The organism is Novosphingobium sp. ERW19, from assembly GCF_012641315.1.
Taxonomy (GTDB): domain Bacteria; phylum Pseudomonadota; class Alphaproteobacteria; order Sphingomonadales; family Sphingomonadaceae; genus Novosphingobium.
Genome location: NZ_JABAIC010000006.1, coordinates 193,267 through 206,133, shown reverse-complemented (window position 1 = coordinate 206,133; position 12,867 = coordinate 193,267). Strand labels below are relative to the sequence as shown.

Here is a 12,867-nt window from a genome sequence, read left to right as displayed (position 1 = left end):
ACAAAAGCTCCGGGGAATTATCGCATGTCCAACCGTTACGACGCATTGATCATCGGCGGCGGCCACAATGGCCTGGTCTGCGCATTCTATCTCGCCAAGGCGGGAATGAAGGTGCGCGTGCTGGAACGTCGTGACATTGTCGGAGGCGCAGCAGTAACCGAGGAATTCCATCCCGGCTTCCGCAACTCGACGGCGAGCTACACTGTCAGCCTGCTGCGACCAAAGGTGATTGCGGACATGAAGCTCCACGATCACGGCTATCGCGTGATCGAGCGGACGATCAGTAATTTCTTCCCCTTTCCCGACACTTACCTGAAACTGGGCGGCGGGCCAGGGCGTACCGAAGCAGAGTTCGCACGCTTTTCGAAGAAGGATGCCGAGGCTTACCCCAAGTATGATGCCGCGCTGGAAAAGGTCGCCAATGTGCTGCGCGACATTTCGCTGCAGACGCCGCCGAATGTCGGCGGCGGGATCTCCGCGCTCAAGTCTGCCGCAATGCAGGGCTGGCCGATCGCCAAGCTCGACATGGCAACGCAGCGTGACCTGCTGGACATCTTCACCAAGTCGGCGCGCGATTTCCTTGATGGCTGGTTCGAAGACGATCACGTGAAGTCGGCATTCGCGTTCGACGCGGTGGTGGGCAACTACGCGGGCGTTTCAACGCCGGGTTCTGCCTATGTCTTGCTCCACCACGTATTCGGCGAAGTGAATGGCAAGCTTGGCGCTTGGGGCCATTCTGTCGGCGGCATGGGGGCGATCACGCAGGCGATGGCCAAGGCATGCGCCGAAGTCGGCGTCGAGATCAGCCTTGAATCGCCGGTGGCGCGGGTTCTGGTGAACAACGGCAAGGCGGCGGGCGTGAAGCTCGAAGGGGGCGAGGAGCTTTATGCGCCGATCGTCGCCGCGAATGTCGGCCCGGCGCTGCTCTACCGGCAACTGGTCGATTCTGCGGATCTCGATGAGGACTTCAACCGCCGGATGAAGGGCTACAAGACAGGGTCCGGCACCTTCCGCATGAACGTCGCGCTATCCGAATTGCCGGACTTCACCGTGCTGCCGGGCAAGGAACAGGCTGAGCACCACACCGCCGGCATCATCATCGCGCCAGGCATGGATTACATGGATCAGGCCTTCATCGATGCCCAGCAGCATGGCTGGTCGAAGAAGCCGATCGTGGAGATCAAGATCCCGAGCACTGTCGACGACAGCCTTGCGCCTCCGGGCCAGCATGTGGCGAGCCTGTTCTGCCAGCAGTTCGATCCGACTATCGATTGGGATGCGCACCGCGAGCAAGTGGCGGATCTGATCATCGATACGGTCACTGACCATGCGCCCAACTTCAAGGGCGCAGTCATTGCGCGCCAGATCCATTCGCCCCTGGATCTTGAGCGCAAGTTCGGGCTTATCGGGGGCGACATCTTCCACGGCACGATGGGTCTCGATCAGCTTTGGGCTGCGCGTCCGGTGCTGGGCCACGGTGACTATCGCTCGCCGATCAAGGGGCTCTACATGTGCGGATCGGGGACCCATCCCGGTGGCGGCGTGACCGGAGCGCCCGGCCACAACGCGGCGCATGAGATCATCCGTGACCGCTCTGTACTGTGGAAGCTGCTGCATCGCGCCTGACCCATAGATAGACCGGCAAGCCGAGCGCGATGAACCCTGCGCCGTAGGTGAGGGCCTCTATCCCGAGGCCCCACGCGGCCCAGGCGATGAAGCCTGCACCCACCAGCGCTGCCGCAACCAGCACGCGCTCTGTCGGCAACAGACGCACCGCTGCGAGCATTGCGAGGAAGTACGAGAGCATCCCCGCAGCAAGGCTGACCGAGGCGATGAAGGCGAACAGGTCGCCCATGCCGCGCCCGTAGTTGAGCAGGGTGACGATGCTCAGCAGGATGCTCGACACGACATGCGAGCGCACCGGCGTTCCCCGGGCACCTTCCGTGGCGAACCAGCGGGGGAAGACGCCGCCTTTGGCCATCGCCCAAGGGACCTCGCCCTGAAGCAGGATGAACCCGTTCAAGGTGCCGAAAGCGCTGATCGCGGCAAAGACGGCCACAATCTGCCCCACGCCGGATCCGAAGAAACGCGCCAGAAAATCGGCTACGGGCGCAGGAGAAGCGGCAGCGGCTTGCATTGGCATGTAGAGCGCAAAGGCTGTGGAAATCCCGATGTAGACGAACCCGGTCAGGGCAACGCCGATCAGGGTCGCTCGCGGGACAACGCTCGCGGCATTTTCGACCTTGTCGGCCGGCACTGTCGCGGATTCGAGCCCAAGGAAGCCCCAGAATGTCAGCCCGGCCGCCGTTGCAACCACCGCGCCCGATAGCGGCACTGCTGGTTGCACGGCTTGCGGTGCGCCAGTCAGCAGCAGCCAGACTGTAAGGGCAATCAACCCCACCAGTGGCACCAGCTTCAGCGCCGTCGTCACAACCGAGACATCGCCCGCGGCGCGGACACCGCGAATGTTCACGGCAGTGAGCAGCCAGACGCAGGCCACCGAAAGCACTGCTGGCAGGCCGGGAATGCGGCCCATGGCCGGCACGATCAGGCTGAGGTTCGATACGACTGCGACAGCGACTGCCCCATTCCCCGCCCAGACCATCGTCCAGTAGGACCACGCGGTGACAAAGCCTCCCACCGGTCCGAGTGCGGCCTGCGCATAGGCATAGGGACCTCCCGCCAAGGGCAGGCGCGCGCCAAGGCGAGCGAATGTGAAAGCAAGGCACAACGCACCGCCAAGCGTCACCGCCCAGCCAATCAGCTGGTTGTGGCCCAGGGGAGCAAGCGTTGCCGGCAGGATATAGATCCCCGAACCGATCATGTTGCCCACGACCAGCGCCAGGGTCATCCAGAAGCCCAGCTTGCGCGTTGCTGTCATAGGCTGCGGGTTCCCTTCATTGCGGTTGGGTGAAGACTAGCGCTTGATCGCGAGGCGTCACCATGTTTGTGATGCTGCTGATGACCAATGTGACCACGTCTTCGCCCCGCATTGCTGCACCGGTCTACGATCCGCGGCTTGTCCGTGCGGCAATCGCCATGAACGAGAACGACTTGCCGACAGCCGAGCCGCTTCTGCGGTCCCTGCTGAAGGATGATCCCTTCGATGTACGTGCTATCCGTCTGTTTGCGGAACTTGCCGGGCGCATCGGGCGCTATAACGACGCGGAGAACCTGTTGCGGAGGGCAATCGAGCTTGCTCCGCAATTCACGGCAGCAAGGGCGAACCTCGCGCTGGTCCTCTACCGCACAAATCGGGCGCCAGAGGCGCTTGAAGAGTTGGCCAAAGTCACGGCAGACGATCCGGACAATGCCGGGCACGCCAACCTGCAGGCAGCAGCCTATGGGCGCATCGGTGAGTTCGACGAGGCGCTAGCACTTTACCAACAGGTGCTCAGGCAAGCGCCCAACCAGCCCCGCGTCTGGATGAGTTATGGCCATATGCTCAAGACCGTAGGGCGGCAGGCCGAGGGCATCGCGGCCTACCGCAAGGCCATCGAACTTCTGCCCGTGCTTGGTGAAGCATGGTGGAGCCTGGCGAACCTGAAGACCGTGAAGTTCACCGATGAGGACATCGCCGCCATGCAGCAGGCACTGGCGCGCACGGATTTGGCCGTAGAGGATCGCTGGCATCTGGATTTTGCACTCGGCAAAGCTTTCGAGGATCGAGGAGAGGCGGAGACGTCGTTTGCGCACTACGCGGCGGGCAATGAATTGCGTCGTCGTCGGATGCCATACCGGGCGGAAGACACGACCCAGAATGTGAACGCTGCGATTGCTGCATTTACGCCGGCAGTTGTCGCAGGTTTGCAAGGGAAGGGGTGTGCAGCGCCTGATCCCATCTTCGTCCTTGGCATGCCCCGCGCCGGCTCGACGCTCGTCGAGCAAATCCTGTCCAGTCACTCGCAGGTGGAAGGGACGAGCGAACTTTCCGACATCGGCTTCCTTGCGCGCAGTGTCGAAGGCTATCCCGAAGCCATTTCAGCTCTCGATGGAGAAGAATTGCGAAAGCTTGGCGAAGCCTACCTCGCGCGAACCCGGGTGCAACGGCATACGGGGCGGCCGATGTTCATCGACAAGATGCCTAACAATTGGCTGCATGTGCCGTTCATCCATGCAATCCTGCCGAACGCCAAGATCATCGATGCCCGTCGTCATCCGCTCGCGTGCTGCTTTTCGAACTTCAAGCAGCATTTCGCTCGGGGGCAGGGTTTCAGTTATTCACTGGACGACATGGGCCGCTATTACCGCGACTATGTGCGGGCGATGGCGCATTTCGATCAGGTGCTTCCGGGCGTCGTGCACAGAGTGATATACGAACGGATGGTAGAGCAGACGGAAGCCGAAGTTAGGGCTCTGCTGGCCCACTGCGGTCTGCCATTCGAGGAGTCTTGCCTGGCGTTTCATGAGACCGAACGTGCAGTGAGGACTGCAAGTTCGGAACAAGTGCGTCGCCCGATTTTTCGCGATGGAACAGAGGCATGGAAGCCTTTCGAGCAATGGCTGAAGCCTCTAAAGTCGGTGTTGGGAGAGGTTCTCGAGGCCTATCCGGACGCGCCGGCAGACTTCGGAACCGACATCGTTGTAAATTAGCCACGCCTGCAGGGTTAACGCTCGCTTCGTGCAGTATCCCGCTTGACGATACGGATCGCGGAAGAGCAGCATCGTCGCGCAAAACAGAAACATGAGGGTAAATTCTGCTATGCGCGAGTACACCAAGATCAATCGTCGTACGCAGTTGGCCAAGGTTCTCATGCTGGCGGGGGCAGCCTTAACTTTCCCTGCGATGGCGCAAGAGGCGCAGACAGATGCTGCGGAGTCTGACCCTAACGTCATCATCGTTACCGCGCAAAAACGCAGCGAAAACCTGCAGAACGTACCGATTTCGATCCAGGCGCTTGGTACGCAGAAGCTGGAGCAACTCGGCGTTGCCAGCTTTACCGACTATGCGCAGCAGTTGCCTTCGGTGACGTTCCAGGCCCTTGGCGGAACGCCAGGTACGAACGTCGTTTACATGCGCGGCGTCGCTTCGGGCGGTGATGGCAATCATTCTGGCTCACTGCCGTCGGTCGGTGTCTATCTCGACGAGCAACCGGTTACCACCATTGGCGGCAACCTTGACGTGCATGTCTATGACATTGCCCGCATCGAAAGCCTTTCTGGTCCGCAGGGCACGCTCTACGGCGCCTCGTCCGAGGCCGGGACGATCCGCATCATCACCAACAAGCCCGATACCAGCGGTTTCTACGGCAGCGTCGATGGAGAAGTGAACACCGTCAACAAGGGCGGGCAGGGCTACAAGCTCGAAGGCATGATCAACGCGCCGCTGTCCTCCAACGCGGCTTTGCGTGTGGTGGGCTGGTATCAGCGCGATGCCGGCTTCATCGATAATGTGCCTGGCACGCGCACGTTCTGCGGCACGCCGACCTTCGACGACGAAGATAACATTAACGGCTGCATCAAGGATGGCGTCAGCGTGAACAACGCGGCCTTCGTCAAGAAGGATTACAATTACACCGACATCTACGGCGGCCGCGCGGCGCTCAAGGTCGATCTGGACGAAAACTGGACCGTGACGCCGCAGTTCATGTACCAGGAAACCAAGAGCCGCGGGTCATATGGATATGATCCGTCGGTCGGCGACCTTCAGGTCCAGCACTTCTTCCCGGAGTTCCGCAACGACAAGTTCTGGCAGGCCGCGCTCACGATCGAAGGAAAGCTTGGTAATTGGGATGCGACCTATGCAGGTGCTTATCTTGATCGCAAGACCTTCCAGTCAAGCGATTACACGGACTATTCGGAAGCTTACGATTCGCTGTATGAATCCGTTGGTGGCCTGGCCAACTACTTCTATTATCAGGATTCTCTTGGCAACACGATTGATCCTCGGCAGAACGTGATTGGCACCGATCACTTCAAGAAATTCAGTCAGGAGTTTCGGGTCGCTTCCCCTTCGACAGAGGCCTTTCGTTTCGTTGGGGGCCTGTTCTATCAGTATCAGTCCAACCTCATTCATCAGGACTACAAGATCAACAATCTTGGTCCGCTTGTTTCGGTGAATGGCTTTCCGGGCACGCTCTGGCTCACGCAACAGAAGCGCGTCGACAAAGACTATGCGATGTTCGGGGAGTTCAGTCTGGACTTGTCACAGACAGTGACGCTGACAGCAGGTGGCCGCGCCTTTATCTATGACAACTCGTTGATCGGTTTCTTCGGCTTCGGCAGGAATCCCGGCAGCGACTTCAACGACACTCCGTTCAACGGTGCCGGCAGCTTCGCCACAGGCGTAGGTAGTTGCTTCACAAGCAACGGCGAACGCCTGTTCACCAAGGACGAGAACGGTGATTGGCAGCGTACCGGCTCGGGCACATTGTTGCCGGCTGTCGTTGCGGGTAGTCCCTGCAACAATCTCGGGCGCGTCATCAATGGTGAGGTCAAGCCGGTCAGGGCGATCGGTTCGGGCGGTACATACCGCTTCAATGCAACTTGGAAGCCGAACAGCGACGTGCTGGCTTACGCTACGGTGTCACGCGGATTTCGTCCGGGCGGCATCAACCGCAGAGGCGACTTCGGCGCTTATCAGCCCGATTACCTTACCAACTACGAACTTGGCTTCAAAACGACGCTGGCGAACGGCCTGCTACGCTTGAATGGTGCGGTTTATCAGCAGGACTGGAAGAATTTCCAGTTCTCTTACCTTGGTCCAAACAGCTTCACAATCATCACCAATGGTCCGAATGCGCGGATTCGTGGCTTTGACTTAGATGCAGCGATTTCGCTGGATCGCCTGAGCATCAATCTGTCCGGTGCCTATACCGACGCGAAAATCCGCAACAATCTTTGCGCCGCCATTGATCCTACCTTCACCTGCTCCGACCCCGATAATTCGCTGCAGGCGCCGGCAGGAACCCGTCTTCCGATCACTCCGCAGTGGAAGATGAGCGGGACCGCGCGCTACACCGTGCCGATGGGCGGGGGCAAGGTCTACGGACAAGTCAACGCGACGTACCAGAGTTCGGCAAGCTCGGACCTTCGCGTTGATTTTGCAGCGGCGCAGGGGCGGCTCGAAGGCTTCGGTCAGGTCAATCTTGCGATCGGGGGTGAGTGGTCGACGTATTCGATCGAAGCCTTCGTGCGGAACCTGACCGACGAGCGCGGCCAACTGTCGCGTTTCGTGCAGTGCGGCGCCTGCACGCAGCGACCCTACATTGTGCCCACAACACCGCGCATGTTCGGGCTGCGGGCCGGCGCTAAGTTCTGAGCTATTGGAGCCCGGTCTGGATCAAATCCGGCCGGGCTCGCCCATCCTGACAAGTTCGGCAAGCGTTTCGGTAACCGGGGCAGCAAGCCCTGCGCGTCTTGCCGCGGCGACGATCTCGCCGTTGATCGCCTCTATCTCTGTTGCGCGACCGGCTTGCCTGTCTTGCAGCATGGATGGCTTGTGCGCGCGGTGGTTGGTCAGCGCGAAATCTGTCTTGGCCAAAAGCCGGTCCCGGTCCATGCGGATACCCTGGGCGCGGGCCACTGCAATTGTTTCTTCTATCACTGCTGTGGCAATTTTTCGGCCTTCAGGGCAATCGAGGCCACCGACCGGGGAGCCGAGTATCGTCGCAAGAGCGTTCAACGCAGCATTGAACGCTGCTTTCTCCCAGATTGCTGCAAGGACAAAGGGATCATGCTGCGCTTCCATCGCTGCAGCATTTAGACATGCCACGGCCTCGAGCGCCGATTCTTCGCCATTTGGCACTAATGATCCCAGCCAGACGTGGCCTGTTCCATGCGCCGCCACGGCGTTGGGAGGCGACAGGTCTGCTGGCCAATCCGTAACGCCAACTAGCGTGCGGTCCGGTCTGAATACTTCCGAAATGGCTTCGGCATTGCCCAGGCCATTCTGAAGCGTCAAAGCGGAGCAGTGCCCATCGGCAAGGTGGGCAACGGATTGAATAGCAGCTCGGCTGTGCATGGCCTTTGTGAACAGCAGCAACAGATCTGCGTGGGGTGCATCGGCTGCCAGTGCAGTGCCGACAGCTACGACGTCTTTGCCGCGTTCGTCGTTCAGCTCGACGCCCCTCTCTGCGATCTGCCCGAGGCGGTCCGCATCAATGTCCACCATTGTGACGGTCCTTCCTGCACGGGCCAGACGTGCCGCGAAAAGGCATCCCATGGCTCCGGCACCCAGCACCACCACTCGTTCCATGCTTCCTCCATGCGTGGTTGGATTACGCCAGATGCCCAACTCCGTTTCACTTATGGGGTCCCGAGCGATATAACAATTGTGCGTATGCCAATCGCGCCGCAGACTTTGCACCCTGTGAACCTCGAGGAGCACGATGCCGACAGTTCGAGAAGTTTCGATAGGGGTGATGCGCGAACTCGGGATGACCACCGTTTTCGGAAATCCGGGTTCGACCGAGTTGCCCATGTTCCGCGATTTTCCGGCAGACTTTCGCTATGTGATGGGACTGCAGGAAAGCGTCGTCCTGGGCATGGCCGATGGATATGCGCAAGGAATGGGCCGCGCGGCGTTCGTCAATCTCCATAGCTCGGCCGGGGTCGGGCATGCTTTGGGAAACCTGTTTACCGCATTCAAGAACCAGACGCCGCTGGTGGTGACGGCGGGGCAACAGGCTCGCTCCATACTGCCATATGAGCCATTTCTTTTTGCAGAACGTGCCAGCGAGTTTCCTCGGCCATTTGTGAAATGGTCGTGCGAGCCGGCGCGCGCGGAAGATGTGCCCGCGGCCATTCATCGCGCGTGGCTGGTGGCAATGGAGCCGCCACGGGGGCCGACCTTTGTTTCGATACCGATTGACGACTGGGACCGCGAATGTGGGCCCTTCGCAGTGCGCAAGGTTCATGCCGCGTGCGCTCCAGACAATCTTGCGCTGGCAGAGTGCGCCAATGCTCTGGCGCGTTCCGATCGCCCTGCGCTGGTTGTTGGAGCAGGTGTTGCGCGCGACGGGGCATGGGACGAGGTCGTCGCGCTGGCGGAAAGGCATAATGCCGCGGTCTGGGTTGCGCCGATGTCCGCACGCTGCAGCTTTCCGGAAGATCACCCGCTCTTCGCAGGCTTTCTCACGGCGGCGCGCGAGGCCATAGTTTCGGCTCTTGCTCCATACGACTTCGTTCTGTCGCTCGGCGGCCCCATGAACTTGTATCATGTCGAAGGGACCGGCCCCCACGTTCCCGAGAACTGCGAAGTCTGGCTGATCGGCGACAATCATGTGCACGCAGCGTGGGGGCCTGCGGGAACGGCAATAGTTAGCAACTGCAAGTTGGCGATTGATGCGATGCTTGCCGAGGACGGCCTCGGGCAACGAGCGGCACCCTTGTCGCGATCGCTCCCCGAACTGCTTGATGGTAAGGTCATGTCCGACGCATTCGTACTGCAGCGGCTCGCCGCGCTGCGTGACCCGCACAGCATCATCGTCGAGGAGGCCCCCTCCAGCCGTGGGGCGATGCATGATCGCTTGCCGATCCTGCACAAGGATACCTTCTATACCACCGCCAGCGGCGGGTTGGGACATGGCCTGCCCGCTGCAGTTGGCATGGCGATGGCGCGCCCGGACGAGAAGGTCATCGCCGTGCTCGGAGATGGTTCTGCCATGTACGCGATCCAGGGATTGCATGCTGCGGTGCAGCATGGCCTTTCGGTCAGTTTCATCATCATCAAGAACAACCGCTACGAAGCACTGCATCATTTCGGACATCACTTCGGGATGCAGGAACTTGTCGGGACCAGGTTTCCGGAACTGGACTTCTGCAAGATCGCCGAAGGCCATGGGCTTTCGGCGCGTAGAGCCGATGATCCTGCGTCGCTTGATGCGGCGCTTGCATGGTCGCTGGCTTCAAGGGAGCCCACGCTTGTCGAGGCGGTCGTCCCATGAACCTGCGCCTGACAGACCTGATTGACGACAGGCCTGATGAAGGCGTGTTCCGGGTCAACCGTGCAATCTTTACCGAACAGCGCGTGTTTGATGCCGAGATCCACCGGTTGTTCGAAGGTGGCTGGATTTTCCTCGGCCTTGAAAGCCAGGCCGGTGAGGCACACGACTTCTTCACAACCTACGCTGGACGTGTGCCGATACTGGTCCAACGGGATGGCGAAGGCATCCTGCGAGGCTTCATCAACTCCTGTCCCCACAAGGGAGCACGCCTTGCGCAGGTCCGACAGGGCAACGCGCGCCTGCATGTCTGCCCCTACCATAGCTGGTCCTTCGACAGCGCGGGCAGGAACAGAGCGGTGAAATGGAAGGGGGCCGGGTGTTACGCGCAGGCTTTCGATCAAGACGATCACGGGCTTGCGCATTTGCCGCAGTTTGCCAACTACCGTGGTTTCCTGTTTGGCAGTCTGGCGGCTGACGTCCCGCCTCTCGCGGACTACCTTGGCGAAGCGGCCAAGTTGCTCGACCTCGTTGCGGACCAGAGCGCGGATGGCGTGGAACTCGTACCCGGTCAGGTTACCTTTACCTTCGAGGCCAACTGGAAGCTGCAACTGGAGAATTGTTCAGACGCTTATCATTTCACGTCTGCTCATCCGTCCTACATCCGGGTTCTGGAGCGACGGCAGAAGGAATTGAGTGCCGACGTGGTCGCTTCCGTCTGGGAAAACAGCGATTACTGGAAAGAGGATACGCAGGGCATCGGCGGTGGCAGTTTCAGCTTTGCCAATGGTCACGTGCTGAACTGGGGTGTGTTTGGCGTGACGCCGGCCATACCCTTGTATGAACGGGCGGAAGCGCTTGCTGCGCAGCATGGCGAGGCAAGGCGCGACTGGATGTTCAACATGCGCAACCTCACGATCTTTCCGAACCTGCAGATCGCAGAGAATGCTTCTAGTCAGCTGCGCGTGATACGTCCGCTCGGGCCGGGGCTTACGGAAATGCGAACCTGGTGCATCGCACCGAAAGGGGAGAGTGATGCAGCCAGGCGTCAACGCATTCGTCAGTACGAGGACTTCTTCAATCCCACTGGCATGGCCACGCCGGACGACACGGTATCGTACGAGAACTGCCAGATCGGCTTTGCTGCCGAAATCGAGCCATGGCTCCAGGGTTATGCACGAGGGATGACCGCGTCTGCCGCAGGGGGAAATCGCTTCTCGGACAGAATTGATCTCTATCCCGAACGCAGTGTGCTGGCGGATTCTCAGCTGTGCGACGAGACGCTGTATCACAGCTACTATCGTACGTGGGCAAAGCGCATGAGCGCGGAGTTTGCAGAGTGACGCCGGCAATGACGCGCAAGGAGGCCGAGGAACTTCTGTATCTGGAGGCCTTGCTGATCGATACAGGGCGCTTCGACGAGTGGCTGGACCTGTTTACTGCAGACGTGGAATTCTGGATGCCCGCGTGGCGTGATGAGACAACCCCAACCTCTGACCCGGATCGCGAGTTATCGCTGATCTACTACAAGGGGCGCCGCAACCTTGAGGATCGGGTCATGCGGCTTACGTCCGGTTTGTCGACTGCTTCCTCACCCTTGCCGCGCGTGGTTCACCAGGTCACGAACGTCCTGTTGTCAGGCGCGGGCGAGGGATGGGCCGAGGTGTCCGCAGCCTTTACCTGCCACCGCCATGACGTGCGGATGAACCGTTCGGACTGCTTCTTCGGACGTTACGAATACCGGCTGGTCAATTCCGACGGACCGTGGCGGATCGCGCGCAAGAAGATCTTCCTTCTCAACGACACGATCCCCACCGTGGTCGATATCAACGCCGTTTGATCAGGCGAGGACTTCCGCAACCGGAAGGTAATCATACCCGAGTTCGCGGGCGACCGCTTCATAGGTCACTTTGCCTTCGTGAACATTGAGGCCCTCGGCAAGGTTGGGGTCGGCCTTCAACGCTGCCTTCCAGCCCATGTTGGCAATACGCAGCGCGTGGGGCAGGGTGACGTTGTTTAACGCGTAGGTGCTGGTGCGTGCGACAGCGCCCGGCATGTTCGCGACGCAATAGTGAACGACCCCGTCGACGATGTAGGTCGGCTCGGCATGGGTGGTGGCCTTTGAGGTTTCGAAGCAGCCGCCCTGATCGATTGCGACGTCCACCAGCACGGCGCCCGGCTTCATGGTAGACAGCATGTCGCGCGTGACGAGCTTCGGCGCGGCGGCCCCGGGGATCAGCACGGCGCCGATGACCAGATCGGCATCGGCAATGAGAGAGGCAAGTGCAGCCTTGCCTGAATAGAGCGTGCGGGCGCGGCCTTCGAAGTGGTTGTCGAGGCGCTCAAGCACGTCAGGATCGCGATCAAGGATGGTGACGTCGGCGCCAAGGCCTACGGCCATTTGCGCCGCGTTGAAGCCGACAACGCCGCCGCCAATCACCACGACCTTTCCAGGCAGCACCCCGGGGACGCCGCCGAGCAGTACGCCGCGCCCGCCATTGGCTTTTTCCAGAGCTGTCGCGCCTGCCTGAATGGCCATGCGGCCAGCAACCTGGCTCATCGGCTTGAGAAGGGGGAGGGTGTTGCCCAAGCCCGTCACCGTCTCATAGGCAATGGCCGTCACGCCGGACTTCACAAGGTCTGCAGTCTGCTCGGGATCGGGAGCGAGGTGGAGATAGGTGTAGAGAATCTGGCCCTTGCGCAGCATTGCCCGTTCAACCGCCTGCGGTTCCTTGACCTTCACGATCATCTCGCAGCCGTCGAACACGGTCCTGGCGTCGGCCTTGATCAGTGCGCCCGCAGCTTCATAGTCCGCATCGTTGGCCCCAATGCCGTTGCCTGCGCCGGTTTCCACCCACACCTCGTGCCCATGAGCAGCCAATTCCCGAACGCTCTCAGGCGTCAGACCGACGCGATATTCGTGGTTCTTGATTTCCTTGACGGTGCCGACGCGCATTGGATCGTTCCCCTGAAACAGGTCTAT

9 protein-coding genes are annotated in these 12,867 nt (G+C 60.4%); 6 read left to right on the top strand and 3 right to left on the bottom strand.

The genetic code is table 11. The features are described from left to right. Window positions 1–24: 24 nt before the first annotated feature. Window positions 25–1,626 (top strand): NAD(P)/FAD-dependent oxidoreductase, encoded by a 1,602-nt coding sequence (locus HGI46_RS13520; RefSeq protein ID WP_118073575.1) that lies wholly within the window; start codon window positions 25–27, stop codon window positions 1,624–1,626. On the opposite strand, the gene HGI46_RS13515 is transcribed toward HGI46_RS13520, so the two are convergent. Further along, on the bottom strand, window positions 1,580–2,881 hold the full coding sequence (locus tag HGI46_RS13515) for an amino acid permease (protein ID WP_168904625.1): 1,302 nt from the start codon (window positions 2,879–2,881) through the stop codon (window positions 1,580–1,582). The genes HGI46_RS13520 and HGI46_RS13515 overlap by 47 nt on opposite strands. Before the next feature lie 62 nt (window positions 2,882–2,943). Here HGI46_RS13515 and HGI46_RS13510 point away from each other — a divergent pair, with 62 nt between their 5' ends. Together HGI46_RS13510 and HGI46_RS13505 are read left to right on the top strand one after the other, a co-directional pair. Continuing rightward, the gene (locus HGI46_RS13510) at window positions 2,944–4,593 is read left to right on the top strand and encodes a sulfotransferase (protein WP_168904624.1); all 1,650 of its coding nucleotides are present in this window, start codon (window positions 2,944–2,946) and stop codon (window positions 4,591–4,593) included. A 109-nt stretch (window positions 4,594–4,702) separates the two neighbouring features. After that, on the top strand, window positions 4,703–7,261 hold the full coding sequence (locus HGI46_RS13505) for a TonB-dependent receptor (RefSeq protein WP_168904623.1): 2,559 nt from the start codon (window positions 4,703–4,705) through the stop codon (window positions 7,259–7,261). 21 nt (window positions 7,262–7,282) lie between these two features. Here the strand turns inward: HGI46_RS13505 and HGI46_RS13500 are convergent, their stop codons facing one another. Then, window positions 7,283–8,422: a ketopantoate reductase family protein gene (locus tag HGI46_RS13500; protein WP_240946761.1), complete on the bottom strand. Its 1,140-nt coding sequence runs from the start codon at window positions 8,420–8,422 to the stop codon at window positions 7,283–7,285. Between HGI46_RS13500 and mdlC the strand changes: the two genes are divergently transcribed. The 3 genes from mdlC to HGI46_RS13485 are packed head-to-tail and all read left to right on the top strand — an operon-like array spanning window position 8,379 to window position 11,724. Then, the gene (mdlC, locus tag HGI46_RS13495; RefSeq protein WP_240946760.1) at window positions 8,379–9,887 is read left to right on the top strand and encodes a benzoylformate decarboxylase; all 1,509 of its coding nucleotides are present in this window, start codon (window positions 8,379–8,381) and stop codon (window positions 9,885–9,887) included. The genes HGI46_RS13500 and mdlC overlap by 44 nt on opposite strands. After that, the gene (locus HGI46_RS13490) at window positions 9,884–11,227 is read left to right on the top strand and encodes an aromatic ring-hydroxylating dioxygenase subunit alpha (protein WP_168904621.1); all 1,344 of its coding nucleotides are present in this window, start codon (window positions 9,884–9,886) and stop codon (window positions 11,225–11,227) included. Before mdlC ends, HGI46_RS13490 begins: the two co-directional genes overlap by 4 nt. An 8-nt stretch (window positions 11,228–11,235) precedes the next feature. Next, entirely contained in the window at window positions 11,236–11,724 is a 489-nt protein-coding gene (locus tag HGI46_RS13485) for an aromatic-ring-hydroxylating dioxygenase subunit beta (protein WP_206065726.1), read from the top strand. Here the strand turns inward: HGI46_RS13485 and ald are convergent, their stop codons facing one another. Next, window positions 11,725–12,840 (bottom strand): alanine dehydrogenase, encoded by a 1,116-nt coding sequence (gene ald / locus HGI46_RS13480; RefSeq protein WP_168904619.1) that lies wholly within the window; start codon window positions 12,838–12,840, stop codon window positions 11,725–11,727. Window positions 12,841–12,867 lie beyond the last annotated feature (27 nt).